This is a genomic window from Acinetobacter sp. YH16042 (assembly GCF_013417245.1).
GTDB classification, from domain to species: Bacteria; Pseudomonadota; Gammaproteobacteria; order Pseudomonadales; family Moraxellaceae; genus Acinetobacter; species Acinetobacter amyesii.
In genome coordinates this window covers 1-26,026 of record NZ_VPEJ01000028.1, presented here as the reverse complement: position 1 = coordinate 26,026, position 26,026 = coordinate 1, and the positions used below count along the sequence as shown (strand labels likewise).

The window sequence follows — 26,026 nt, the reverse complement described above, 5'->3', positions numbered from 1 at the left end:
ATAAAATGATAAAAAATGCCAAATGATAGATTTTGTCCCGAATTCACATGGTGGGGAATTAGCACTAAACTTAATGTAAGCATAATTTAAAAAACAAATGTATATTAATGCATTATCCGAGGCAAAAAATGACAACTACAAGTTACAAGCCTGAGTGGATTCGGGAAGATTTTATTGATTTTATTGCAGAAAAATTTGATGCAATTTGGGCCTACAAACGTGTAAAAGCACAATTAGTCAAATCACGTTGTGTGGGGATCGGGTTTTATGAACTGAGTTTTTTAGCGAATCAAAATTTTAAAGCAGCAAACTATCGACCAGGCCAATGTGTTCTGGTGACAGTTGTCAAAGATGGTGTACGTCATCAACGTAGCTATAGCATCGTCGAAATCAATACATCAGGTCATGTGGTGATTGCCGTCAAACAACAAGGCAAAGTGTCCAACTGCCTGACGCAATTAAAAACAGGTGATGTTGTTGAATTATCCCAACCGCAAGGTGTGTTTGGTCTAAAGCTAAATTCGGATCGCCCAATTTTACTGCTTGCTTCAGGGAGTGGTATTACCTCAATCATGGCTTTGTTTAAACAAGCCATTCAGCTTGGACGTACAGTTGACCTGATTTATTTCAATCGAGATGATGCGTATTTGGATGAATTGATTCAACTGGCGAAGCAATCTAACCATGCACATTTACATGCGATTAATACGCTGAAAACCAAATTGCATATCACACCAGAGGTGCTAAATCACATGGTCCCTGATTTTAAGCAGCGATATTGCTATGCCTGTGGTGCAGCGCCAATGATGCAAAGCATTGAGCAACTGTATCGTGAGTTCAAGCTTTCAGAGTATTTAAATACTGAATATTTTCAAATGATTGCTGATGATTCAGTACCTGCTCAACCTGTCACTTTTAGTTTAGCCCAGCAAGATTTTTTGGCAGAGGGTAATTTACTAGAAAGTGCTGAAAAAGCTGGTTTAAAACCTGCGCATGGCTGTCGGATGGGTATTTGTAATACCTGTTCGTGTACCAAATTACAGGGTTCAGTGAAAAACTTACTCACTGGCGAAATTGATCATGCGAATAACACACAAATCAAATTATGTGTCTCTCAGGCAATTTCACCTGTACGCATTCAACTCTAACCCAAGCCGCATAAAAACAAATCAGGGGTATCATCATGAATCAATCGATATATATTAGTTCGAATAGTAAGTCACGTTATTTATCACCCGAACAAACTGCTGAATTTGGCGAAAAAGTTGAGCAAATACGACGTGAAATCATGCAGAGTGTAGGTGAAAAAGATGCAGCGTATATTTATAAAATTCGCAATTTTGTCCGTTATAGCGAGATCGCATCTCGTGGCATGTTGATGTTTGCAGGTTGGATTCCACCAGTGTGGTTACTGGGTACGGGTTTATTGGGTATTTCTAAAATCGTAGAGAACATGGAACTCGGACACAATGTGATGCATGGTCAGTTTGATTGGTTAAATGACCCAAGCTTAAATGGTGCTAATTATGATTGGGATACCATCGCCACGGGCCAAGACTGGAAATATACCCATAACTATGTGCATCACACCTATACCAATATTGTCGGTATGGACCATGATGTCGGTTATGGCTTAATCCGTGTGAGTGAATCGCAAAAGTGGGAGCCACGTTTCCTTTTTAATATTCCACTGGCTGCCCAACTCATGGTTTTCTTTGAGTGGTATGTCGGTATCCAACGTTTACATTTAGAAGATGTTATTGCGTATAAAACCAAAACTTGGAAAGATGTATGGCATGAAGCAGCCGATGTGCGTCAGAAAATTAAGCGCCAAGTGATTAAAGATTATGTATTTTTCCCGCTTATTGCAGGTCCCAATGCGATTCCTGTATTTGCAGGAAATGCTGTAGCCAACGTGATTCGTAGCTTATGGGCTTCCGCTGTCATCTTTAATGGCCATTTTACTGAAGATGCGGAAAACTTCGAAATGGACAATACCGAAAATGAAACTCGAGCAGAGTGGTATCTCCGTCAAATTCGTGGCTCAAGTAATTTTAGTGGAACACAATGGTTGCATATACTCAGTGGTAATTTAAGTCACCAAATTGAACACCATTTATTTCCAGATATGCCTGCGAATCGCTATGCAGAAGCCGCACCTAAAATTAAAGCACTCTGTGAGGAATATGGTATTCACTACAATGAAGCAAGTTTTATCAAACAGTTTGCCAGCGTTTGGGTTCGCCTCGCGAAATGCTCAGTGCCGAATGACTGGCGTGCCGAGCTCAAGGAACGTTCATCTTCACTTCAGCAGCATGTTAAACAAAAAATCATGAAGAAAATCGGGCGTTAAAACACAGTATTGTTTAGCAATATTGTCCTAAGAGATCTTAAATTAGAAGCTGAAGCTACGTATTAACATCAGAAACGTAATTTGATTCAAATAAAAGAACGATACACGGTAATGTCATCCGCAACTGTTTGAGACAGGACTACTTCTCATCAAAAATGTTTTTGCGATACTTTGAATAATTTGACGCTAGTGAACGAGTTTAGTCGGTGAGGTGCATTGCACCGCAAGATGGTTTCCTTGCGAAGCTTTGCTTCTCATTTTGCCTAATGAGAAACATCGTTTCGTAAGAGTACCTCCAGCCGAAGGCTAATCTCTTTATCTAAACCCTAGATGTAAGACTCCGTCGAATAGACTGAAAAAGCATTTTAAAAATGCGAAATTACTTTTACGTGCGTAATATCAGTTAAATAAGAACGATTTCTAAAGCAGTAAATTCGCCAAAGTAGCTTTCATCTACTTTGGTAATTTTAGATATTTCTAAAAAAATAAGAGCTATTCTACGAATTGCACGCTACTCTGAATGCCACAAGATTCTACAAAATATGCATCATGTGAAACGAGGATCACTGCACCTGTATAATGCTGAATGGCTTGAGCCAATAACATTCTAGACTCTATATCTAAATGGTTTTCAGGTTCATCTAACAATAAAAGCTCAATATTCGGTGTTAAATAATTTAAGCCCAATAAGGTCACTTTTAAACGCTCACCACCACTTAAACAGTGAAATGGCAGTTCCGCTTTTTGACCACGGATTCTAAGTTGACCGAGTTGATTACGCCATTCCGTTGATGAAACCTCATGATTAAACTTTGCTAGATTGTCTAAAACACTCAATTCAGGTGATAAATCATTCAAGTTTTGGTCTAAATACAGGGTATGCACAGACAAAAATAATTCATGGTTAGACTGTGATGTGGTCTGACTCAAATACTTTAGAAATGTAGATTTACCAATACCATTTTTTCCTTTTAAATGAATTTTTTCACCTGCCTGTAAGGCCAAATCGAAAGGAAGGTGCTGAGATGTTTTGCGATGAAAATGTTTAACTCTTAAAATTTCTCCTGTTTTTTCAGCGTGATGTTGAAAAACGAATTTCTGCTCTTTGACATGCTCAAGTTGTTGCTGTGACTGAATCAGTTGAGATCTCTTTTCTTCCAATTGCTTCTGCTGTTGCGTTTGAACTGAAGCGAGGCTTTGACCGGCTTGTTCCTTTTTTAAATCGAGTAACACTTTGGCTTGGGTGCTTGACTTGCGTAGGACACGCCCTTGTTGTTCTCGTTTTTGCGCTTTCATCTGTGTTTCGTGTTGCTGTAATTTGAGTTGTTTTAACTCACGCTGATGCTGTAAAGCATTACGCTGTAAGGCTTTATTTTGCAGATCATTTTGTTGAAAGTAGTCTTCATAGTTACCAGTAACATGTGTGAGTCCAAACTCATTTAAAGCATAGATATGCTCTACATGTTGCAGTAACTCTCGATCATGACTGACAACAAATGCACCGGCAGGATGGTTTTTTAAGCGATCGATGAGCCAGAAACGTGAAGATGCATCTAAATGGTTACTTGGTTCATCCAAAAGTAAATAATGGTCAGTTTTTAAAAATAATGCACACAATGCCAATTTGGTTTTTTGCCCCTCACTTAGCTGAGCGACAGGGAAATTTAAATCTGTTGGAAGTGAAGCCTGCTTAAGTTGTTGCTGCCATAGTGCAGGACGGTGCCATTGGTTTTCAGTCAGCTCAAAGTCTTCAAAACTGGCATTGCCTATTTCGATACGTTGAAATGCGCTATATAAATCTTCCACACCGAGTGCAGAAGCAATCGTGTCAGCTTCTAGTCGAGAAAATTGTGATAAATAGGCATGTGGTACATTCCATGAAATTTCACCTTCATAGGGGAGATCTTTCAGATTTTGCTCATATAAGATTTTAAGGATGCAAGATTTTCCTAAACCATTGCGACCAATACATGCCGAAAGCTGCTGTTGATTGAGGTTAAATTTCAGGTTTTTAAAAAGTGTTTTAGAGGGAAATTCCAAGCTTAATTGGGAAATTGTACAAGCTGTTTGAGTCATAGATGCACCTTGCAATAGCAAAGATGCGCAATACAAATAACTAATTTTATTTTATAAAAAAGACAATATTTGAGAAAATGCAGTCAAAGTCATTAGCCATGTGTTTGCACATCAAAAAAATGGATTTGATGATCAAAAAAACAGGGCTTACTTCATTGGCAAATACTCGAATTAAAAAATAAATGGAAAAAAGCTTGAGACAGCCTAATGTTGTGCATTCTAGTAAATGTTGATTTATTAATCAACACATCAAATTTTTAAAATAGGTCTCAATTATTGACAGTAGAGTTATTTAATACGACAAAATAGCAAAAAACTATTGTCAAACCGATGAATACAGCGTATTTTAATTTTCATACAGATACTTTTTGATGAAATCAAGATGTTAAAGCAACCTTTAATCTCAAACGCATATTATTACTTCTGGCAGTTTAGATAATTGCCTGAACGCGTTCGGGCATGAAAAAGGTTGCCCACCAAGTTTATACCTGATCGGCAACCCTGATCAGGTTTTTTTATGTCTTGATTTTTATAATATTTTGGAGAAATCTCATGTTTACAGTAAAAAATTCATATTTTAGCAACGGTTATTGGTTTTACTTTAGTCAGTCTATGTCTAAAGCCTTGAAGTCCCAAAGTCCCATAACGCTCAGATAAAAGATCGGACTGTTTGTGTACACAGTCCAAAGGAATAGAACCAATGAATGCGCTAAATACAGCTTTACAACAAACTCAAAATTCAGAAATTCAACAGAAATCTACGCAGTCGAAAGAAATACTTTTGAGCTTGCCTCATCAACTGAAACAACAATTACCTTTATCTGCTCAATCAGCGGAACAAATTGCTGCACATCGTGTAACGATTCAAAATATTTTGACGGGTCAAGATCCGCGTCTAATGATTATTACAGGCCCATGTTCAATTCATGATCCAATTGCTGCTTTGGAATATGCCGAAAAATTAAAACAATTACAGACACAAGTTTCAGATCAAATTTTTCTTGTGATGCGCGCATACATTGAGAAACCACGAACTACAGTGGGCTGGAAAGGTTATATGTATGACCCAAGTTTAGATGGCTCATCTAATATGCAGTTGGGCTTAGAAAAATCACGTGAGCTGTACTTACAAATTATTGAAATGGGTTTGCCAATTGCCTCTGAAATTTTAAGCCCAATGGCGACAGGTTATTTTGATGACCTATTGGCGTGGGGTGCAATCGGTGCGCGTACCAGCGAATCACAAATTCATCGTGAAATCTCGAGTCATATGCCATACAGCATCGGTTTCAAAAACGGTACAGATGGCTCAATCCAAATTGCTCTAGATGCTATTCAATCTGCTTCGCATCCACACCAGTTTTTAGGTATGAGTCAAACTGGCTTACCGTGTGTTTTAGAATCTGTTGGCAACCCGCAAGCACATTTGATTTTACGTGGCTCCAATACAGGTCCAAATTATAGTTTGGCTGAAATAGACAAAATTCGCAGTAAAGTAAAAGGCGATTTACCAGCTTTAGTGATCGATTGTAGTCATGGTAATAGCCATAAAGACCCAATGAAGCAACCTGAAGTATTACGCACAATTGTTGCGGAGCGTGAGCATACCCAAGTGCGTGGTGTGATGTTGGAAAGTCATTTAGTGGATGGTAATCAAAAAATTAGTTGTGACATGACTTATGGTCAATCTATAACAGATGGATGCTTAGGTTGGGATAAGACCATTGCTTTGATTCAACAGGTTACGAATGAACTTCGTGCATCACAAATTAAACGTAGTGCTTAACAATCCAGAGCATACTCAGTCTGAATTGATTTACCCCAAAGCCTTAGAACATTGATTGTTCTAAGGCTTTTATTTTGAAAAATCCTTTGTTGCTTACTTCAATATAAAAATTGAAATATGGCCTATATTTTAAAATATATACTGATAATTCAGTGTTTTATGTTTGAGTGAATCAAATTTTTTATGCACAATAATGTCTAAGCTCAATACAGCGCCAGAAATAATGACAATCTGTGCTTGGGTGTTTGAAATTTTATATTGGGGAAGTTGATGTACACTGCTGAATTGCTGGAAGAAGCACGCCGTTTTATGTTCCACATGTTAACCAAAGTGGTTGAATATGGTGGTTCTGATTTATTTATTACGGCAGATTTTCCACCAAGTATTAAACATCAAGGCATGATGAAACCCTTTGGGCAGCAAGAACTTGATGCTGAGAAAACAAAGCTTTTCGCCTATAGTTTGATGAATGAGAAGCAGCGCAAAGAGTTTGAAACAGAACTAGAATGTAACTTTGCGATTAGTGTGCCAAACGTTTCGCGTTTTCGTGTCAATGTATTTCAGCAACAGTTACATGTGGGTATGGTCATTCGTACCATTACGGCAGAAATTCCAAATTTTGAAAAGCTTAAATTACCGGCTTCGCTTAAGCACGTGATTATGGAAAAACGTGGTCTAGTTTTAGTGGTTGGAGGTACAGGTTCAGGAAAATCAACCTCTTTAGCGGCGCTGATTGATTATCGAAATGAAAACAGCGCAGGGCATATCATCACTGTTGAAGACCCAGTGGAATATGTGCATAAGCATAAAAAATCAATGATTACGCATCGTGAAGTCGGTGTAGACAGTCATTCGTGGCATAACGCTTTAAAAAATACCTTGCGACAAGCACCAGACGTGATTTTAATTGGTGAAATTCGTGACACCGAGACTATGGAACATGCAATTGCCTTTGCTGAAACAGGACATTTATGTTTAGGTACGCTACATTCAAATAACGCCAATCAAACCCTAGATCGAATCATTAACTTCTTCCCAGAAGAGCGAAGAAATCAATTGCTTATGGATTTATCGAGCAATATGAAAGCGATTGTTTCGCAGCGTTTAATCCGGACTGAAGATGGTAAAGGACGCCGTGCAGCCGTTGAAATTATGTTAAATACGCCGCTCATTTCAGATTTGATTTTGAAAGGTGAGTTTCATGAACTAAAAGCGATTATGGCAAAATCTCGTGAACTTGGGATGCAAACTTTCGACCAAGCTTTATTTGATTTATATAATGACGGCGCTATTTCTTATGAAGAAGCTTTAAGAAATGCCGATTCAACTAATGAATTACGTTTGCAAATTAAACTGAAAAGTTCACGTGCAAATGGTACTTCAGCGGCTGCGCAATCTTTTAGTATGGTTGAAGAAAAGAAAGAAGAACCTGAAAGTACCGAAGCTTCGGAAGAAATATAAGCTGGATATTTATGCAAATGGTATATAAGCCAATTCAGCTATCATATTGAAATAAAAAAATCAGCCTGAGGGCTGATTTTTTTGATATTAGAAATATTTACAGACCAGCTTCGTATTGCTCGCTTGTCAACAAAGCATCTACATCAGCCATATTGTCTGGTTTAATTTTATAAATCCAACCTTTGCTATAAGGTGCATCATTTACAAAATCAGGATCATCTTCAAGGTCCGGATTGACTTCAACAACCACACCAGAAACTGGAGCATGAATATCAGAAGCAGTTTTTACCGACTCAACCACACCCGCTTGTTCGCCAGCTGTGATATGTTGACCCACATCTGGTGCTTCAACATAAACTAAATCACCCAATGCGTCTTGTGCATGATCAGAAATGCCTGTAACAACAAGGTCACCTTCAATTCGCACCCATTCATGTGTACTTGCGTACTTTAAATCTGAAGGATGATTCATTGATAACTCCTTAAATCCATTAAATTCATTTTTGGCATGAGTTATACATGCTTTTTACGTAAAACAAAAGACTTATAAGTACGGATCTTTACGCCAATTGCTTGGGCTACGACCACTCCAGCGTTTAAATGCACGGCTGAAATTGGCAACATCGCTATAGCCCAATTCATCAGCAATTTGCTCTAAGGTAAAGTCAGTCCGTGATAGAAGCGAAGTAGCATGGCGGTAGCGAACTTCGTCGACCAAAGTTGAAAATGAAGTCCCTTCAGCAGCAAGTTGGCGTTTAAGGGTTCGATCGGACATGTGTAGCCGTTCAGCAACACTTTCGATACTTAAATAGTGCTGCTCGGAGTTGGTTAAAATGTCACGAACGCGCATGGCAATACGGTGGCGTTCGCCCAAAGCGGAGAGTTCAGCTTCACATTGATTAATCGCGATTTGACTGGCAATCGGGTCTGCATGGACCAATTTATTGGTTAAATATTGCTTATCAAAACTGAGTAATAGGTGTGGCTGATCAAATCTAAATTGGTGCCGTGGATATTTGGCAATAAACCGCTCAAAACCTTCAGGTTGAGGGAAATCAAAATCAATTTCACCAGCAGAATAATCCACACCTGTAATTGCTTTGCCCATGCTGATCATACCAAAAATTAAGGCAATCGAAATCTCAGTACGTAAAGGCTCAATCGTAACGTCGGTTTGTAGTTGAACAGTCGCTTTGGTTCCAAAAGTCGAGAAAAAAAGCTGTAAAAAGGGCATGCGTAGCTGAATAAAACGGTTTGCCAAGACTAAGGCATCGGTTATGTCCTTCGCCGTCATGATGGCATAGCCAATAAAACCATGAATAGAGATGCGCATTTGGTTGCCCAAATGAAAACCTAAAGTGGGCTCACCAGTTAAACGTAGTGCGTGCTCTACCAATTGATTGGCGATGGGTGTTGGAATACGGAAATCTGGTTCAGCCAATTGTTCGCTGTTTAATCCGAATGGACTAAATAATGTTTCTGCAGTGTAGCCCCATCGAGAGACCACATCTAAAAGGAGCAATCCATACACTCCGGGAATACCCTGATCCTGACGGGAATTAATTGTTTTCATAGCGTTCCGTTGCAATGCGGGTTTTTCTTCTGTTCAAGGTTATATTGGCATGATTCCGTGTTGTATCCCACAAAAATTGTTGGACAAACTGACTAGGCTCAACTATTTATAGCGGCCTACCTTAGCGTTGTAAAGTAGGCCGTTAAGGATTAATTCGGTTTAAAATCTTTGGAAAAGACCACAATTTTGGTCGTAGACATATAAAGAACGTCATTGTGCTGATTAAGCGCTTGCGTAACATAGGTCACAATGCCGCGGTCTGTCTTACTTTTCGACGGAGTAATTGCAGATATTTCAACTTCTACACGAATTTTATCTCCCGGACGTGTTGGGCATGGCCAACGCAGACTTGACTCAGAGCCAATTAAGCCATAAGCCACAGGGAAACATTCAGTCCATAAGCGCATCGTTACAGCAGCGGTATGCCAACCACTTGCCGCTAATCCTTGAAAGATCGGGTGCTGTTGGGCTTTGACTTCATCTGTATGAAATTCCTGAGGATCATAAGCGTTGGCAAATTGCTTGATTTCTTCAACAGTCATTTCATATTCATGACTGCTAAAGTGATCACCAACTTTAAGGTCTTCCAGATACAGCATTTTCATCTTCCTTTGATTCTACTTTATGTTGTTCTATTAAAAATCCACCGGTTTGACGCTGCCACAAGTGTGCATAAATACCATTCAAAGCAACAAGCTCTTCGTGGGTGCCTTGCTCAGCAATACGTCCTTGATCCAAGACAATCAAGCGATCCATTTGCGCAATGGTTGAAAGTCGATGCGCAATGGCAATCACAGTTTTGCCTTGCATCAAATCATCTAAACTCGATTGAATCGCGGCTTCGACTTCTGAATCGAGCGCACTTGTGGCTTCATCTAAAATTAAAATCGGTGCGTCTTTTAAAAATACCCGAGCAATCGCAATACGTTGACGCTGACCACCTGATAATTTTACGCCACGTTCACCGACAAATGCGTCATAACCACGTTGACCACGTAAGTCGATCAATTGAGGAATGAATTCATCAGCTTTCGCTTTACGCACTGCATCATACATTTCTTCATCTGTTGCATTCGGGCGACCATATTTAATATTTTCTTCGACCGTACGATGCAATAACGAGGTGTCTTGGGTCACCAAAGCAATATTTTTTCTTAAGCTATCTTGGGTAATATCTTCTATATTTTGGCCATCAATCGAAATACGACCATGGTTGATATCGTAAAAGTGGAGTAAAAGTTGAATTAATGTCGATTTTCCGGCACCTGAACGCCCGACTATACCGATTTTTTCACCTGGTCGAATGGTTAAATTAAATTGATTGATGACCTTTTTATCATTATAAGCAAAACTGACATCTTCAAATTTAATTTCGCCTTGCTGTTCTTTTAAGTCGGTTGCATCAGCTTTATCTTGAATATGAATCGGGCGGCCCATAGTCTTCATACCATCTTGAATTGTCCCGACATTTTCAAAAAGGGCAGACGTTTGCCACATCATAAACTCGGAAATACTACTGAGTTTTAAAATCATGGCGGTCGCTGCTGCAATGACCCCAAGCTCAGCTTGACCATCCATCCAAAGCCAAACAGCTGTTCCAAGTACGCCACCATATAAAACTATGATCAGCAAATTCGTCGCGATATTGTATTTTGCTGCAAGACGCATTTGCTTATACACCGTCACCATAAATTCTTTCATTGAGGCTTTGGCATATTGGCTTTCGCGGCCCGCATGGGCAAATAATTTCACTGTTTGAATATTGGTGTAGGCATCGGTGACACGACCAGTCATTACTGCGCGTGCATTGGCTTGTTCATTTGAAATTTTGCTTAATTTTGGGATGAAATAGCATGCAGAACCAATAAATAAAGCCAGCCAAAGTAATAATGGAACAATCAACAGTGGCGATATAGCACCTAAAATCACGGTGATCGAAATCAGGTAAATGAAGACATAGGCCAACATGTCACCAAGAATAATCCAAAACTCACGTACAGCCAGTGAAGTTTGCATGACTTTGGCAGATAAACGACCTGCAAAGTCGTTGTGGAAGAAATCTAAACTTTGTTTCAGTAATAAGTTATGAAATCTCCAACGTAGGCGCATTGGAAAGGTGCTATATAGAATCTGATGTTTAATAATGGTTTGAAGGCAAGAAAAGAAGATATTTGCCAATAAAATAAAGCTTAAAATGGTCAGATTGGTCTGGTGCTGCTGTAAAAAGGTTTCAGGTTGAGACTTACTGATCCAATTGACTAATTCACCAATTTTGGCATAAAGCAGTGCTTCAAAACTCGCTACACCAGCTGTACAGAGTACCAATATCAATAGGTATTTTTTTACACCCGTTGCAGCTTGCCATACAAAGGGGAAAAATTTTGTCGGCAATGGTTTATTCAAGTCCTGTTCAGGATAAGCGTCAACTAAATTTTCAAACCATTTAAGCATGCAGATAACCTGAGAATTTTACTGTAATTAATCTTTCTTTCTTCCGCTCTGAGTGTAATGGATTCGCTGGTTTTTCTCCATTTTGATTTGTTTATTTATTAAAAAGCTTGGCTGCAAAAATTCATAAAATTAAAATGTACAACCCGATTACGACCTTGGCGTTTTGCTTCATATAAAGCAATATCGGCTTGTTTAATTAACTGATCGAGTTTGGCGTGGTCAGGGTCAATTTTGGAAACACCAATGGAGATCGAAAATTTCACCAATTGACCATCCATATGAAACTGATGTTGCTCCATTTTATGTCTTAACCGTTCAGCAATTTTTAATGCATCTTCTGGGACGGTAAAAGGCAAAAGTACAATAAATTCTTCACCCCCGAAACGCGCCAACATATCGTAAAACCGCATTTCTTTACGCGCAATTTCAGCAATTTGGCATAGCACTTGGTCGCCGACATCATGTCCGTATTGATCATTAATCGCTTTAAAATGATCGACATCAAAAATCAAAAGACTGGTACAGACCGTCATTGGGGTTTCTTGGATTTTTTTATTGGCAGCATGTACAAATTGGCGACGATTGCTTAACTGGGTTAATTCATCCGTATGGGCAATTTTGCGCAGGGTATGAAAGTTCCAGTCATCTAGCAGCGCTCTTAGAAACGTTTTACGAGAGTTGAGCGTAGAGTTCCAGCAGATATACATACTGAACAGCAGCACAGGAACGTACACCAATAAAAATATTGTAAAATCACCAAAATCATTAATGCGCCATGCGCCAAAAAGGATCGCTGCCGTGATCATGGCTGAGGTCATAATCGAAGGGCGAAAATGCACATGAATACTTAAATTACCCAATACGATCAAAATAATGGCGGCATATTGATAGCTATGAACCAGTTCATTTTTCGACTGAAGTAATATCTCAAACCAGAGGATTGCAGAAAGGCAAGTCGCTAGTGGTAATATTAAATCGAGCAATTTAATCTGTTTGATATATTTAAACAGAACATAGTTCAGGCTAAATGCACCAATAATAGCAATGATACGAATCACACCTGACAGTACTTCTATGTCAGGCAGAACATAGCGATCTGCCCAAAAATAGATTAAAAATGCCAATTGAGCGAAATAGTTGACCTGCTTTAAATAGTCTTTCTGGTTGTAGTACAAAAATTTGTAATAAGCATTTTTAAACTGTGCCGGGATACGTGCAATCGGGTCGGATAAAGCACGCTCAATACGGACACGATTCTCTAAGTCACATGCTTCTGCCTGTATGAGCGTATGTTTGGCAGAAGTGCGATTCATCGATTCTATGAGTAATTGTGATTCGTTTTTAACTGATTTCCGAGAAGGTTGATTGGGGCCTTCCATGATCAAGTTCCTATTTTAGAAGCGTTTTTATGCAACTGTTAACAAATAGTATCTAAAAATGTCTACATTTGTATAGTATTTGTTCTGGTTTTTTTAATTATTTTAGCTGTTTCAGATGAATTATATGTTTAAGGAAATATTGCTCTGGGCATTTATCTGGTTCGCTCTCATTCCTTGCAACGCATGATCAATAATCATTTGTGATAGTTGAGTAGGTTTTAAACGAAAGTCCCATATATATTCAACAGCCATTGTGACTTTTTTAATTTACAGAATTTCTACTTCGAATATACATGGGAAGACGAACGTTTAGGCCTTAGATTTTATCGGCATTTGGTTGGATGAGGGCTTTAAAATCGGCACTAGAAGGGGCTTGATAGATTTTAAGTCCAAACTCAGGTGTGATTGCGATCAGATGGTCAAAGATATCCGATTGAATCGCTTCATAATCTTTCCATGCAATAGTTTTACTAAAAGCATAAATCTCTAAAGGAATGCCTTCACTCGTGGGTTGTAACTGACGCACCAAAATCGTTTGGTGTTGGGCAATGCCTGAATGCTGTTGTAAGTAGAATTCTACATAGGCACGAAAGGTCCCAAGATTGGTTAAACGGCGCTGATTATATTGCGACTGATTTGAAAGTTGCTGATTAAACTGAGCAAGCTCTTCATGCTTATGATCAAGATATTGATCTAGTAATAAAAATTCTTTGAGTTTGTTTTGCTCATCCTGTGTCATGAAATGAATAGAGCTTTGATCAATATAAAGTGAGCGTTTGATACGACGAACACCTGACTGAGCCATACCACGCCAGTTTTTAAAGGTATCAGTCACCAATTTATTGGTTGGAATCGTGGTAAAAGTCTTATCAAAGTTCTGCACGGTTATGGTATGTAATGACATATCAATGACATCGCCATCTGCATTAAGCGACGGCATCTCAATCCAGTCACCAATTCGCACCATATCATAAGAAGAAATTTGTACCGAAGCCACCAGTGACAAAATGGTGTTCTGAAAAACCAACATGAGCACGGCCGCCATAGCACCAAAGCCTGCGAGTAATGTAAATACATCTTTTTTCAGAAAAGTACCTAAGATCATTAGGCCACAAACCAAAAAGATGATCAATTTGACCAACTGCAAATAGCCTTTAATTGGTTTGTTTCTAGATTTTGGATTACGTTGATAAATCAGATTAAAAATATTTAGTAATTCAGAAATGGCTAAAGCAATGGTCAGGAAGATAAAGGCCTGACAAGCCATTTGAACGATTGAGATAAACTTCACAGATAAATGTGGGACTGTGGTTATGCCATTTAAGATTACAATTGCTGGAACAATGTTGGCAAAGCGTTTAATCACACTATGTTCTGACAAAATTTGACTATGGCTAAAGGCCATTTTAGAAACGAGCTTACGAATTCCACGCACCACGATTTGCTTGGCGATAAAATTTGCAATGATGGCAAAAACAATAATGAGACTGAGCGATGTCAGCATTTCTAACCAAGGGTATTGATCTGACCAATCTTGAATATTTTTAATGAACTGAAATTTTTCCAAAATTATCCTACTCTTATTGAAGTAAATGAAAGGCTTAATGATCAAACTATTGTAATTATTATGATTATATAAGCAATTTTATACTCGTAAACTTTACGGAGTTACGACATGTATAGTCCATAATGTTACTTATTTTGTGCTAAAAATGATTTTTTGAAGGTATAACCTAATTGATGAACTAAAATAAATAAATGTTGAGCTAAAAAAAGCCCCCTAATTAGGAGCTTCATTAGCGATATGAAATGCTTACCACATTAAATCATCAGGAATTACATAAGCTGCATATGGATCTTCTTCATCCGTGGTTTGCTCATTCACTTCAGAATTATTCACAATAATAAAGCCTTCCATTTTCGCATTAATACGGTCGGCTAATTCTTTTGGTAAAAAAGCATAGTTGCTATTTTCACGTGCAATAACAAGACTACCCGCAACAAGGGCATTATAAATTTGCTGATTGATATAAAGCTTTTTGATCTTGGCATCATCGATAAATTGATAGGTCGATTCGCCATCGGTATCACGAATTTTATGCTGATTAATCATTTGCATGATGGCAGCTTTTAATTCTTTTTCTTGCAAAACTGCTTTACGATCTTGCTCTAAAGCATGATCTTTGGCCATTTTCTGCTGCTGATCTTGCTCAATTTTCGCCTTGATTTCAGCATCTTTACTTTCACCAGTACGTTTTTCATGTACGGCTTGTTTAGACAATTTTTTTGCCTTTTTATTATCGACCAGACCTGCTTTAAGCAGTTGCGCCTGTAATGCATTTTTAACCATAGTACGTTCCAACTAATCGTGTATATGTCGATAATGAAAATAGATGATCCAATATACCGCGCTCATGATTAAACTGAGTGCGGCAGGAATCAAGAATGCGTTTAATTTTAAATAAGGATAAAGCCAACTGGCAAGTATGCCACCGACGATAAATCCCGCCAAAATTAATAAATGTAAGACCACACGTTTCGACTCAACCGGAAGTCCACGGGCTTTATAACCCAAAGCCAAACCTAAGTCCGTCAAAACACCAGAAAGGTGTGTGGTACGAATAATGGTACCTTTATAGTGGCTAACCATTGCATTTTGTACACCCATAGCCACACATGCCCAAAGCAAAGCGTAACGTGGAAAATAGGGCAATAGTAGCCAACATAGGACAATAAAAAAAGCCACTAAGCTTAATGGGACGCCATAACGTCGCGTTAAGCTAAAGTGACTATTTCCTAGAATTAGCCCACTATAAAATGAGCCAATCACATAACAGAGCAACACTAAAATCAAATAAATAATTGTAGCCGGCTGCCCTGCAATTAAAGCCATGGCTAACATACTGACATTACCCGTCATGTGAGATACCGACTGGTGCAAGATCGTCACCAGGCCGAGTACATTAATCATTCCTGCATTCACTGCGAGAAAAAAAGCACCCAGTTGTATCCAAAGCGGTAAAGTCTGAAAAGGCATGGCCTCGCCTTAAAAAGTATCCAATATCAGGATATTATCTTAAACCACGGTCTACTGCAGCTGTAAATAATACGTCAGTCGAAGAGTTTAAAGCGGTTTCAGTTGAATCTTGAAGTACGCTAATAACCATACCAATGGCTACAACTTGCATCGCGATATCACTTGAAATACCAAACAGGCCACAAGCCACTGGAATAAGCAGCAATGAACCACCAGCAACACCTGAAGCACCACATGCAGAAACGGTAGCAACGACTGATAAAATCAACATTGTGCTGAAATCAACAGAAATGCCCAAAGTATGAACTGCTGCTAGTGTGAGGACTGTAATTGTGACCGATGCACCTGCCATATTGACAGTTGCACCTAAAGGAATCGCTACGCTTGCAGTTGACTCTGGTACACCAAGACGCTTCGCAAGGTCAAGGTTTACAGGAATGTTTGCAGCAGAACTACGCGTAAAGAATGCAGTGATACCACTTTCACGTAAACATTGGAAAACCAATGGGAACGGATTTGAGCGGGTCATAAATGCCACCATTAGTGGATTGATGACCAAGGCAACAAAGAACATGGTACCGAGTAAGACCGCAAGTAAGTGTGCATAGCTGATCAGTGTTTTCAAACCTGAGTCGGCAAATGTAACAGCAACCAAACCAAAGATACCGACAGGTGCAAAGTTAATCACTAAACGGATTACTTTATTCACCGCATCAGCAGCATCGGATAAGAAAACTTTAGTGGTATCTGATGCATGGCGAAATGCAATACCCAAGGCAACAGCCCAAGCTAAAATTCCAATGAAATTTGCTTCTGAAATGGCTGTAACAGGGTTTGCGACAAAACTTAATAATAAGTTTTTCAATATTTCAGCAAGACTGCCTGGCGGAACAAGATTTTCTGCAGCAACATCCAAAATTAATGTAATTGGGAATAAAAGGCTTGCTACTACTGAACTTAAAGCAGCAAGGAACATACCAATAGCGTACATCAACATAATCGGTTTAATGTAAGAATTACTGCTGCCCACTTTGAAATTTGCAATGGATGACAGTACAAGTACAAAGACCAGTATCGGTGCTACGGATTTCAATGCCTTAATGAATAAATCACCAAGCAAACTTAAATAGGGTGCAACGCCTGGAGCAACAAAAGCAACCAATACACCTAAAATAATGGCGATAATAATTCGGGTTACTAAACTCAAGCGTGTAAATGCTGAAAACATAGGAGAGCCTTGTCAGAATTACAATGACAAAATGATGAAAATTAGCCCTGTATTTTATACGAAAATGTGGAATGCTTAAAAAATAATTTAATTTAAAAATAAACCTTTGTTTTTTATAATATATTTTTGTGTATTAAAATGTAAACCCTTCAAAACTCACTGTTTATCAAATTCGCATTGATTAAACAGTGAGCTAATAGGCCTTTAAATTTGGTACTCAGAACTGGCTGTCGCAAGCTCTGTAACGGCTTGATAGTGGGTGAGAAAAATTTGACCACTCAAATGCGTGAGTAATTTTGAGTGCTGCAATTTGTCCATGACAGGGCCTTTGACCTCGGAAAAATGCAGTCGAATATCTAATTTTGATAATTCAGCATTTAAATCTTCCAACATTTCCAAGGCACTGAGGTCAATTGAGCTGACGCTTGAGCAATTGATAACAACATGCTCTAGGTCAATATTTTGACTGACTTCATTGATCAGGAAACCTTTAAGCGTATTGGCATTTAAAAACGAGATATTTTCATCTATACGGAGCGAGAGAATATGTGGTGCGGTATAGACATGATGGCGCTGTACATTGCGGAAGTGCTGTGTGCCCTCGACTAAACCGATCACCGCAATATGTGGACGACTGATGCGCCATAACAACAGAATAAAGGTAGAAATGATGCCAATAATGAGACCTGTAGAAATATCGATACACACCACACCGAAAAAGGTCACCCACATCGCAATCCCGTCAGCTTTTGAATAACGCCATGTATCCACAAAAGGTTTAAAGTCGACTAATTTCCAAATGGAAACAATAATTGTGGCCGCCAAGATCACTAAAGGTAAGTCTTGGAAAAAACCAGTGAAGTAGAGACTGACAACGATAATCAGCAATGACGACAACACGCCAGCCATCGGGGTTTTTGCACCTGCATCTGCATTAACCACTGTACGAGATAAGCTACCTGTCACAGGAAAGGCAGAGCTAACACCTGCGCTTAGATTGGCTAAACCTAAAGCGATCAACTCTTGGTTACTATTGAGTTGGCTGCGTTGTTGTAAGGCAGTGGCTTGGGCGATAGACAGTGACTCAACAAAACTGATCATGGCAATCATTGTTGCACCGGGCAGTAAGGTTTGTACCAGTTCCCAGTTCCAATGTGGAAAGCTTAAGGGTGGAAATCCTGAAGGAATTTCACCGACGGTTTTAATCCCGACATTTTGCAGGTCAAATAACATCACCGATGCAATCGAGATCACCACTAGTATCAATGGAAGTGCTTTACTTAGAAAGGCAGTAGAGCCGAATCGAGATTGAATTGATTGAGTGGCCAACATTTTTGGTACATAGATTAAAAACAGTACGGCCAGCACACCAAAAATGAGTGAAGCGAAGTGAGTCAAACTCAGGTATTCCCACAGACTTAAAACAAACTCAGGGATGTTATTGGCTTTTAGTGGGACATCGACGAGAAACTTAAACTGACCAAGTGCAATGAGCAGTGCCGAAGCAATAATAAAGCTTTTAATGACAGGATGACTGATCAACTGAATTAAAAAACCGAAACGGAGTACACCTAGCAGCAGAGAAATCAGCCCGACCATTAAGGCCAAAAGTGTCGCTGCTTCAATATAAACAGGCGAACCGACTTCAAATAGCGGATTGAGCGTGGCGAAGGTCATCATCGAAATGATTGCCACAGGGCCTATCGATAAGGTTGAGCTTCCACCAATGAGGGCGTAGACAATCATCGGTAAAATACTGGCATATAAACCCATGATTGGAGGTAAACCTGCCAGCATAGAATAGGCCATACCTTGAGGGACTAACATGGCAATCACGATCAGCGAAGCAAGTACATCAGATTTAAATTTCACTGGGCTGTAGTGCTGTAACCACTGCCAAGCAGGAAATTTCTGTAAGAAATGAGGTTTTAAATCTGACATAAACTTATCTAAATCACAATTTCATATATATTATGCATAAAAAATGCTAAGAAGTCTTGTGCAATAAATTTTGACCGTACAATATTGCAGGAAATTTAAGGGGATATTTAAGAAGCCATCATTTTAAATGAATTAATGAAAAGTATGAGCTGATTTAAAGCTTTGGATATTCGATATAAATATAGATATTTTGAAGAAGTTTGGAGGGTAAATTGAGATATTGAATTGCTGCCCATTGCGATGATTCATCTATAGTGGTGCAAGAACAGCATGTCTGGCTTGAAATTTTAAAATAACTGAATGTTATTTATAAGATTGGTTGCAATACAATTGGTAAAGAGTATTGAGAACTTGAACTAAATTTGCATCTTTAATTGAATAATAAATTTGCTTACCATCACGACGCGTAGTCACAACATCACTTTTACGTAACATCATCAGTTGTTGTGAGAGGGTTGGCTGTTTAATATCAGTGATTTCTTCAATCTGAGACACATTCAATTCTTGCTGTGCTAGATGACATAAAATTAGTAGACGATCCGTATTTGCCAGCGACTTTAAAACGCCCACGACTAATTCGGCAGAATCACGCATAGTAGTGATTTCCAGATCGGTATTCATTGGATATGTCCATACGATTAACAACAGCTCAAGTATACGGATATCACGGCTTAATACATTGAATAAATAAGACAATTTCTATGGTTTTTTATGAAATCAAATATCATTAATTTTTATAAGTTTAAATTTAGTTAATCAGTTAAATTTATTGCTTGATTTTAGTGCAAGCTTTCACAAAATGCACATCAATATAAGACATTAGCTTAAAAAATCATGCACACTTTGAAAATAATTGTATCATCTAAAGATCGTATTCAATAAATACACAAGGGATAAATAGTCATGACAACAGATTCAGCTTTTCCAGCAACGAGTAATTTAGGTATCGCAGTATATAGTAATAACGCTGAAGCGATTGGTAATACACCTTTAGTTCGTATTAATCGTGCGATTCAGTCAGAAGCAACGGTCTTGGCTAAAGTTGAAAGCCGTAACCCAGCATTTTCTGTGAAATGTCGTGTGGGTGCAGCTCTCATTGCAGATGCAGAAGAAAAAGGTTTATTAAAACCGGGTATGCATATTGTAGAACCTACAAGTGGTAATACAGGGATTGCTTTGGCATTTGTTGCAGCAGCGAAAGGTTATGCAATTACATTAACCATGCCAGCAAGTATGAGTATCGAACGCCGTAAGGTATTAAAATCTTTTGGTGCAAATCTCGTATTGACCGAACCTGCAAAAGGCATGAAAGGTGCGGTCGAAGAAGCACAGCGCCTCGTTGCTGAACATCCGGAAACGTATTATTTACCACAACAATTTGAAAACCCTGCAAACCCTAAAATTCATGAATTGACCACTGGCCCAGAAATTTGGGAAGCGACCGGTGGTAAAGTCGATATTTTAGTATCGGGTGTGGGTACAGGTGGTACGATTTCGGGCATTTCAAGTTATTTTGAAAAAGTGAAAAATCAGCCGCTTTATTCTGTTGCGGTAGAACCTGCTGAATCTCCGATTATTGCCCAAGCGAAAAAAGGCGAAACACTGACTCCTGGGCCGCATAAAATTCAGGGGATTGGTGCTAACTTTATTCCGGGTAACTTAGATCTAGACCTAGTTGATGAAGTGATCGGTATTGAAAGTGCTGAAGCAATTGAGTGGGCGCGTAAAACGGCTACTCATGACGGTATTTTAGTGGGTATCTCTAGTGGTGCTGCAATGGCTGCTGCGGCAAAACTTGCTGCACGTCCTGAGAATGCAGGCAAAACCATTGTTGTTATTTTACCAGACGGCGGTGAACGTTATCTTTCTTCAGTTTTATTTGAAGATATTAGTGCTGACTAATAATTCTGACATGAAAAAAAGCCCGTTCATTTGAATGGGCTTTTTTATTGATGATTTTGTTATTTATAAGTGTCTTAAGCCGCGTCTTGATCATCGTTTTTGGCATTTTGTTGTTTAATTTTTCGTTTAGGTGGTTCATGTCCTAACTTTCGAGCGATGTATTTAAACAGGAAGCCTAAGAGTATGCATATCGTGACAGCAGGGATAACCACTTGAGTGAGCCAAACATCAATATGATCTAGACTCCAACTTAAAATTAAAAATAAAAAAGCACACAAATATGCGCAGTTAAAGCAAATGTTCGACAGTTTGTACATGCGAAAGAGAGTAATTCGTTTGGCGGTCACGAATCTCTATCTTACTGAATAATGAGGAAATGTGTAGTTTTAATATCAGAAAAATAAACTAATTGAATAATCATTATTCAATATTATTGATTATGTTTTTAAATCTTCGCAATTCTTTATACCTTAAAGAAAAGCCTTGCTGTGAGTCAGAAAAACTTGACCTTCCCATTGTGGTAAAGTTTAAGCTATAGCCTAAAACAAGCACATATGATTGGGATGTTGCCATGACAGATTCGACAGAACGCAAACTTTTTGATGGCATACTTGCTATTGAAGGGATGACCTGTGCTTCTTGTGTGGCACGGGTGGAAAAAGCCTTAAAAAAAGTCGATGGCATCACTGATGCTCAAGTGAATTTAGCCACTGAAACAGCACATGTTCAGAGTGATAAAAATGTGGATTATTCTGCTGTAATTCAGGCCGTTGCAAAGGCAGGTTTTGGCGTTGCACAAAAGCAGATTGAACTTGAAATTGAAGGAATGACTTGCGCATCGTGTGTTGCACGTGTTGAAAAAGCCTTAAAGACAGTTCCAGAAGTCATCGATGCAAAAGTGAATTTGGCAACTGAAAAAGCCACAATTACGGCATTGGCATCTGTTGAAAATTCTGCATTGGCGAAGTCCGTAGAAAAAGCAGGTTTTCATATTGCACAGCCCAATATTGAATTAAATATTGACGGTATGACCCGTGCTTCATGTGTAGCACGGGTTGAAAAAGCCTTAAACGCTGTAGACGGTGTCAGTAAAGCAACGGTAAATTTAGCCAGTGAAAAAGCCTTTGTTCAGGCGCCAGTTTCAAAAACACAAGAATTGATCGCGGCAGTAAAAAAAGCGGGATACAATGCGACCGTTGCTACGCAGCAACAACCGACAATGGCAGAAAAAAAAGCCGACGAAGCTCGGTTACTCAAACGTGATTTAATCATCGCATTGGTACTCGCTGTTCCTGTTTTTATCTTGGAGATGGGATCACACATGATTCCAGCTTTTCATCATTTTATTGCACATAATTTAGGGACACAAAATAGTTGGTATATTCAGTTTATATTAACTACTTTGGTGTTAATCCTACCCGGAAGACGCTTTTATCAGCATGGCATACCAGCACTTGCGCGACTTGCCCCAGATATGAATTCTTTGGTCGCAGTCGGGACTTTATCTGCTTATAGTTTTTCTTGTGTTGCCACGTTTGCTCCGCAATTATTACCGCAAGGTACCGTTCATGTGTACTTTGAAGCAGCCGCAGTAATTGTGGCGTTGATTCTTTTGGGGCGTTTTATGGAGGCGAAAGCCAAAGGTAAAACATCGCAAGCTATTCAATACTTAGTCGGCATGCAGCCCAAAACAGCACGTGTTGAGCAATCTGGTAGCTATATAGATTTGCCGATTAGTGATGTTGAAACAGGTATGTTGATTGAAATACGGCCTGGTGAACGTTGCCCAGTTGATGGTGCTGTAGTGTCTGGGAACAGTTATATTGATGAATCCATGATCAGTGGAGAGCCGATTCCGGTCGAGAAAAAAGCCGGTGATGAAGTTGTCGGTGGTACGATTAACCAAAATGGGGCATTGAAAATACAAGCCACTGCGGTAGGTCAAGATTCTGTTTTGGCACAAATTATCCATATGGTCGAACAAGCTCAGGGTTCAAAATTACCGATTCAAGCTTTGGTGGATAAAGTCACGTTATGGTTTGTACCGGTGGTGATGGCGTTGGCGTTGATCACCTTTTTAGTTTGGTATGTTGTAGGACCTGAACCGAGTTTAACCTATGCTTTAGTCAATGCTGTAGCAGTACTGATCATCGCATGTCCATGTGCAATGGGTTTGGCAACGCCAACGTCTATTATGGTCGGTACAGGGCGAGGTGCAGAGCTTGGAGTATTGTTCCGTAAAGGTGAAGCCTTACAACAACTCAAAAATACGCAAGTGGTTGCGGTCGATAAAACTGGGACATTGACGGAAGGTAAACCGAAACTGACAGATTTTGAAGTCACTGAAGCATTTGATAAAGATCGTGTATTTCAGTTATTGGCCTCCGTAGAGCAGAAATCTGAACATCCAATTGCCTATGCCATCGTACAAGCTGCGAAAGAGATGCAAGTGCAACTTTTAGAGGTTGAACAGTTTGATTCCGTGACTGGTGCTGGGATTCAGGCGGTTGTTGAAGGACAAAGCATTTATATTGGTGCAGATCATTTGATGCATAAACTTGGTTTAGAAACACAAATCTTTTCAGCACTGGCAGAACGCATGGGCAATGAAGGGAAAACCCCGCTATATGTATCGATCGATCAACAGCTTGCTGCCATTGTTGCTGTAGCCGACCCGATCAAAGCCACAACCTTCGCAGCCATTCAAGCTTTGCATGATTTAGGGCTGAAAGTGGCCATGATTACAGGCGACAACCGACATACTGCTTCTGCCATAGCACGACAGTTGAAAATTGATCATGTGATTGCTGAAGTGATGCCAGATCAAAAAGTGCAATCTGTACAACAGTTGCAAAAAGAACATGGTGTTGTATGTTTTGTTGGCGATGGTATTAATGATGCGCCTGCACTTGCGCAAGCAGATGTGGGCATGGCGATTGGTACAGGGACAGATGTGGCGATAGAGGCCGCGGACGTTGTGCTTATGTCGGGTAATTTACAAATGGTGCCGACAGCAATCGCACTGAGCACAGCGACGATGAATAATATTCGCCAAAACCTATTTTGGGCATTTATTTACAATGCAGCATTGATTCCTGTCGCTGCAGGTGTGTTATATCCATTCTTTGGCATATTGCTTTCACCTATGTTCGCAGCAGGTGCAATGGCACTTTCATCGGTGTTTGTTGTGTCGAATGCCTTACGTTTAAAAGCATTTAAAGGGCCAGTTTTTCAGGAGTCTTGAGATGAATATTGGACAAGCAGCAAAAGCTTCGGGCATTTCTGCAAAAATGATCCGTTATTATGAATCGATTGGGCTGTTAAATAATGCACAGCGCACCGATGCAGGCTATCGAATTTACTCGGAAGCCGATATTAAAACCTTGAGTTTCTTGAGACATGCGCGTGATTTAGGTTTTTCTTCTGAACAAATGAAAGATTTACTTGGACTTTGGAAAAATCAAAGTCGGCAAAGTGTAGAAGTTAAAGCATTGGCGTTAAAACATATCCAGACCTTAAATCAAAAAATCGCAGACTTACAGGCCATGGTTGAGATCTTGCAACAGTCCGTCGATGGCTGTGCCGGTAATGATCAAGCCGATTGTACGATTTTAAATCAAATCGAAACGGGCATGGCTGAGTGCTGCCATACAGCAAAGATTTAAACCCGCTTGACCTTACAATCGTGGCAAGGTTTATAGTGTTGTTATTAGAAAAGAAGGATGAACAGCATGAAATTTCGTATTGATAATATGACATGTGGTGGTTGCGCACGTAGCGTGACAGCAACGATTAAAGACTTAGATGAAAATGCAACGGTCACTATTGATGTAGCCACTAAATTAGTTGAGGTTGAATCCAGTGCTAGCGCAGAGCAATTGATTAGCGCTTTAACCGAAGATGGCTTCCCACCTGTGATTGCATAACCTAGATATTGTTTAATGAAAAAAAGCCGAACAATTGTTCGGCTTTTTTATTTATAAATCAATTCTATACGGCTGAAATTTTATCTGGCGTCATCAGCGCCTGATTAATATATAGCTTGATTAAGCGTTCACGTGAACCGATTGATTTTTGATAATGCGTTGAATTGAGGAGTAGGGATGCACCATAAGTGACCGTCCAAATATAAGATAAATAATCACGTATCGACATTGCGCTTTCAAGTGATTTTAGATAATCACTGGTCATATCCTTAATTTCAATAATACGTTCTTCACGAACACGATAGAGCTCTTCAAATAACTCTTTTAATTTACGTTCATTATTGGTTAAGCGTTCTTCAATGACATGTAATAATATAGTTCTATTAGAATTCAACATATTATAAAGCATATATTGTGAAACATAAGTTTTAATATCATGATTATATTTTTTTGAAATTTCTAATAATCGTTTTTCATTTAAGATAATCAGTTCTAAATATAATTGGTTTTTACTTTTAAAATGTTTATAAATCGTGCCTTTGGCAATATCTAGTTCACAAGCTAACTCACTTAAGGTGATGTCTTGATTATTATCTAATAGCAGGGTTTCTGCCATGGCTAAAATTTTTTCCTTGCGAAGGATAAAATTTTGTTGGCGTACTGAACTCATGATAACTGTTCCATAAACATCTTGAGGGTGAACAAGCCTAGCTTAAGCTAAATCTTGTGAATCTTACATTCCACTATGGTCTCAAATATTACATAAATTGGTTTAAAAATAAACACATTAGGGTCTGTTGACATTTGTTGATTAAAAAAATAGCGAGATAGTAAAATTAAATCGCCAAACCCAATTTTACACTCGCTATGCCTCGAACAATGCTAAATGATCAACACTGGTCCAAGTTACTTG

At 39.0% G+C, this 26,026-nt stretch carries 21 protein-coding genes and 1 pseudogene; 9 read left to right on the top strand and 13 right to left on the bottom strand.

All coding sequences use genetic code 11. From position 1 onward, the window contains the following. The first annotated feature begins 128 nt into the window (after positions 1-128). On the top strand, positions 129-1,148 hold the full coding sequence (locus tag FTV37_RS14895; RefSeq protein WP_180064185.1) for a flavin reductase family protein: 1,020 nt from the start codon (positions 129-131) through the stop codon (positions 1,146-1,148). A gap of 35 nt (positions 1,149-1,183) precedes the next feature. After that, the gene (locus FTV37_RS14890) at positions 1,184-2,353 is read left to right on the top strand and encodes an acyl-CoA desaturase (protein ID WP_180064184.1); all 1,170 of its coding nucleotides are present in this window, start codon (positions 1,184-1,186) and stop codon (positions 2,351-2,353) included. Between the two features lie 492 nt (positions 2,354-2,845). Here FTV37_RS14890 and FTV37_RS14885 read toward each other — a convergent pair whose 3' ends face one another. Continuing rightward, positions 2,846-4,429 (bottom strand): ATP-binding cassette domain-containing protein, encoded by a 1,584-nt coding sequence (locus FTV37_RS14885; RefSeq protein ID WP_180064183.1) that lies wholly within the window; start codon positions 4,427-4,429, stop codon positions 2,846-2,848. Positions 4,430-5,129: 700 nt separating this feature from the next. Between FTV37_RS14885 and FTV37_RS14880 the strand changes: the two genes are divergently transcribed. Both FTV37_RS14880 and FTV37_RS14875 read left to right on the top strand, forming a co-directional pair. Beyond that, on the top strand, positions 5,130-6,215 hold the full coding sequence (locus FTV37_RS14880; RefSeq protein WP_180064182.1) for a 3-deoxy-7-phosphoheptulonate synthase: 1,086 nt from the start codon (positions 5,130-5,132) through the stop codon (positions 6,213-6,215). A gap of 270 nt (positions 6,216-6,485) precedes the next feature. Further along, positions 6,486-7,676 (top strand): PilT/PilU family type 4a pilus ATPase, encoded by a 1,191-nt coding sequence (locus FTV37_RS14875; RefSeq protein ID WP_078190956.1) that lies wholly within the window; start codon positions 6,486-6,488, stop codon positions 7,674-7,676. 97 nt (positions 7,677-7,773) lie between these two features. Here FTV37_RS14875 and gcvH read toward each other — a convergent pair whose 3' ends face one another. The 11 genes from gcvH to FTV37_RS14820 form a co-directional block, all read right to left on the bottom strand. After that, positions 7,774-8,148 carry a glycine cleavage system protein GcvH gene (gene gcvH / locus FTV37_RS14870; protein ID WP_078193810.1) on the bottom strand — a complete coding sequence of 125 codons (375 nt, stop codon included), beginning with the start codon at positions 8,146-8,148 and terminating at the stop codon, positions 7,774-7,776. Between the two features lie 72 nt (positions 8,149-8,220). Continuing rightward, positions 8,221-9,249 (bottom strand): AraC family transcriptional regulator, encoded by a 1,029-nt coding sequence (locus FTV37_RS14865; protein ID WP_078190954.1) that lies wholly within the window; start codon positions 9,247-9,249, stop codon positions 8,221-8,223. A 149-nt stretch (positions 9,250-9,398) separates the two neighbouring features. Next, positions 9,399-9,848 carry a MaoC family dehydratase gene (locus FTV37_RS14860; RefSeq protein ID WP_180064181.1) on the bottom strand — a complete coding sequence of 150 codons (450 nt, stop codon included), beginning with the start codon at positions 9,846-9,848 and terminating at the stop codon, positions 9,399-9,401. Continuing rightward, the gene (locus FTV37_RS14855; RefSeq protein ID WP_180064180.1) at positions 9,826-11,700 is read right to left on the bottom strand and encodes an ABC transporter ATP-binding protein; all 1,875 of its coding nucleotides are present in this window, start codon (positions 11,698-11,700) and stop codon (positions 9,826-9,828) included. The genes FTV37_RS14860 and FTV37_RS14855 overlap by 23 nt, the downstream gene beginning before the upstream one ends. 98 nt (positions 11,701-11,798) lie before the next feature. Beyond that, entirely contained in the window at positions 11,799-13,079 is a 1,281-nt protein-coding gene (locus FTV37_RS14850) for a GGDEF domain-containing protein (RefSeq protein ID WP_257224355.1), read from the bottom strand. 316 nt (positions 13,080-13,395) lie between these two features. Beyond that, a complete protein-coding gene (locus FTV37_RS14845; RefSeq protein WP_180064179.1) occupies positions 13,396-14,646 on the bottom strand; it encodes a mechanosensitive ion channel family protein in 1,251 nt (416 codons plus the stop codon). Between the two features lie 246 nt (positions 14,647-14,892). After that, positions 14,893-15,429: a DUF2058 domain-containing protein gene (locus FTV37_RS14840; RefSeq protein ID WP_168377529.1), complete on the bottom strand. Its 537-nt coding sequence runs from the start codon at positions 15,427-15,429 to the stop codon at positions 14,893-14,895. Positions 15,430-15,441: 12 nt separating this feature from the next. Then, on the bottom strand, positions 15,442-16,116 hold the full coding sequence (locus tag FTV37_RS14835) for a YoaK family protein (protein WP_180008875.1): 675 nt from the start codon (positions 16,114-16,116) through the stop codon (positions 15,442-15,444). 34 nt (positions 16,117-16,150) lie between these two features. Beyond that, positions 16,151-17,344, bottom strand: a complete 1,194-nt coding sequence (gene sstT / locus FTV37_RS14830) for a serine/threonine transporter SstT (protein WP_180003690.1) — start codon at positions 17,342-17,344, stop codon at positions 16,151-16,153. Positions 17,345-17,548: 204 nt separating this feature from the next. Beyond that, a complete protein-coding gene (locus FTV37_RS14825; protein ID WP_180021778.1) occupies positions 17,549-19,285 on the bottom strand; it encodes a SulP family inorganic anion transporter in 1,737 nt (578 codons plus the stop codon). Positions 19,286-19,588: 303 nt separating this feature from the next. Further along, positions 19,589-19,906, bottom strand: a complete 318-nt coding sequence (locus tag FTV37_RS14820) for a helix-turn-helix transcriptional regulator (RefSeq protein WP_078193801.1) — start codon at positions 19,904-19,906, stop codon at positions 19,589-19,591. Between the two features lie 282 nt (positions 19,907-20,188). Between FTV37_RS14820 and cysK the strand changes: the two genes are divergently transcribed. The 5 genes and pseudogenes from cysK (at position 20,189) to FTV37_RS14800 (ending at position 25,113) form a co-directional block, all read left to right on the top strand. Continuing rightward, entirely contained in the window at positions 20,189-21,187 is a 999-nt protein-coding gene (gene cysK, locus FTV37_RS14815; RefSeq protein WP_111884368.1) for a cysteine synthase A, read from the top strand. Between the two features lie 571 nt (positions 21,188-21,758). Continuing rightward, positions 21,759-21,920 (top strand): annotated as a pseudogene (locus tag FTV37_RS18185) (cation transporter); the annotation flags it as partial. A gap of 72 nt (positions 21,921-21,992) precedes the next feature. After that, positions 21,993-24,431: a copper-translocating P-type ATPase gene (locus FTV37_RS14810; RefSeq protein ID WP_373683586.1), complete on the top strand. Its 2,439-nt coding sequence runs from the start codon at positions 21,993-21,995 to the stop codon at positions 24,429-24,431. Position 24,432: 1 nt separating this feature from the next. Then, on the top strand, positions 24,433-24,852 hold the full coding sequence (gene cueR / locus FTV37_RS14805; RefSeq protein ID WP_180003682.1) for a Cu(I)-responsive transcriptional regulator: 420 nt from the start codon (positions 24,433-24,435) through the stop codon (positions 24,850-24,852). Between the two features lie 66 nt (positions 24,853-24,918). After that, the gene (locus tag FTV37_RS14800) at positions 24,919-25,113 is read left to right on the top strand and encodes a heavy-metal-associated domain-containing protein (protein ID WP_180003680.1); all 195 of its coding nucleotides are present in this window, start codon (positions 24,919-24,921) and stop codon (positions 25,111-25,113) included. A gap of 64 nt (positions 25,114-25,177) precedes the next feature. Here FTV37_RS14800 and FTV37_RS14795 read toward each other — a convergent pair whose 3' ends face one another. After that, positions 25,178-25,783, bottom strand: coding sequence for a TetR/AcrR family transcriptional regulator (locus FTV37_RS14795; protein ID WP_078190941.1), 606 nt, complete (start codon positions 25,781-25,783; stop codon positions 25,178-25,180). Positions 25,784-26,026 lie beyond the last annotated feature (243 nt).

Excerpts from the sequence above, each read along its gene's own strand:
- FTV37_RS14895 (WP_180064185.1), top strand. The coding sequence starts at position 129 with ATGACAACTACAAGTTACAAGCCTGAGTGGATTCGGGAAGATTTTATT.
- FTV37_RS14890 (WP_180064184.1), top strand. The coding sequence starts at position 1,184 with ATGAATCAATCGATATATATTAGTTCGAATAGTAAGTCACGTTATTTA.
- FTV37_RS14885 (WP_180064183.1), bottom strand. The coding sequence starts at position 4,429 with ATGACTCAAACAGCTTGTACAATTTCCCAATTAAGCTTGGAATTTCCC.
- FTV37_RS14880 (WP_180064182.1), top strand. The coding sequence starts at position 5,130 with ATGAATGCGCTAAATACAGCTTTACAACAAACTCAAAATTCAGAAATT.
- FTV37_RS14875 (WP_078190956.1), top strand. The coding sequence starts at position 6,486 with ATGTACACTGCTGAATTGCTGGAAGAAGCACGCCGTTTTATGTTCCAC.
- gcvH (WP_078193810.1), bottom strand. The coding sequence starts at position 8,148 with ATGAATCATCCTTCAGATTTAAAGTACGCAAGTACACATGAATGGGTG.
- FTV37_RS14865 (WP_078190954.1), bottom strand. The coding sequence starts at position 9,249 with ATGAAAACAATTAATTCCCGTCAGGATCAGGGTATTCCCGGAGTGTAT.
- FTV37_RS14860 (WP_180064181.1), bottom strand. The coding sequence starts at position 9,848 with ATGCTGTATCTGGAAGACCTTAAAGTTGGTGATCACTTTAGCAGTCAT.
- FTV37_RS14855 (WP_180064180.1), bottom strand. The coding sequence starts at position 11,700 with ATGCTTAAATGGTTTGAAAATTTAGTTGACGCTTATCCTGAACAGGAC.
- FTV37_RS14850 (WP_257224355.1), bottom strand. The coding sequence starts at position 13,079 with ATGGAAGGCCCCAATCAACCTTCTCGGAAATCAGTTAAAAACGAATCA.
- FTV37_RS14840 (WP_168377529.1), bottom strand. The coding sequence starts at position 15,429 with ATGGTTAAAAATGCATTACAGGCGCAACTGCTTAAAGCAGGTCTGGTC.
- FTV37_RS14835 (WP_180008875.1), bottom strand. The coding sequence starts at position 16,116 with ATGCCTTTTCAGACTTTACCGCTTTGGATACAACTGGGTGCTTTTTTT.
- sstT (WP_180003690.1), bottom strand. The coding sequence starts at position 17,344 with ATGTTTTCAGCATTTACACGCTTGAGTTTAGTAACCCGAATTATTATC.
- FTV37_RS14825 (WP_180021778.1), bottom strand. The coding sequence starts at position 19,285 with ATGTCAGATTTAAAACCTCATTTCTTACAGAAATTTCCTGCTTGGCAG.
- FTV37_RS14820 (WP_078193801.1), bottom strand. The coding sequence starts at position 19,906 with ATGAATACCGATCTGGAAATCACTACTATGCGTGATTCTGCCGAATTA.
- cysK (WP_111884368.1), top strand. The coding sequence starts at position 20,189 with ATGACAACAGATTCAGCTTTTCCAGCAACGAGTAATTTAGGTATCGCA.
- cueR (WP_180003682.1), top strand. The coding sequence starts at position 24,433 with ATGAATATTGGACAAGCAGCAAAAGCTTCGGGCATTTCTGCAAAAATG.
- FTV37_RS14800 (WP_180003680.1), top strand. The coding sequence starts at position 24,919 with ATGAAATTTCGTATTGATAATATGACATGTGGTGGTTGCGCACGTAGC.
- FTV37_RS14795 (WP_078190941.1), bottom strand. The coding sequence starts at position 25,783 with ATGAGTTCAGTACGCCAACAAAATTTTATCCTTCGCAAGGAAAAAATT.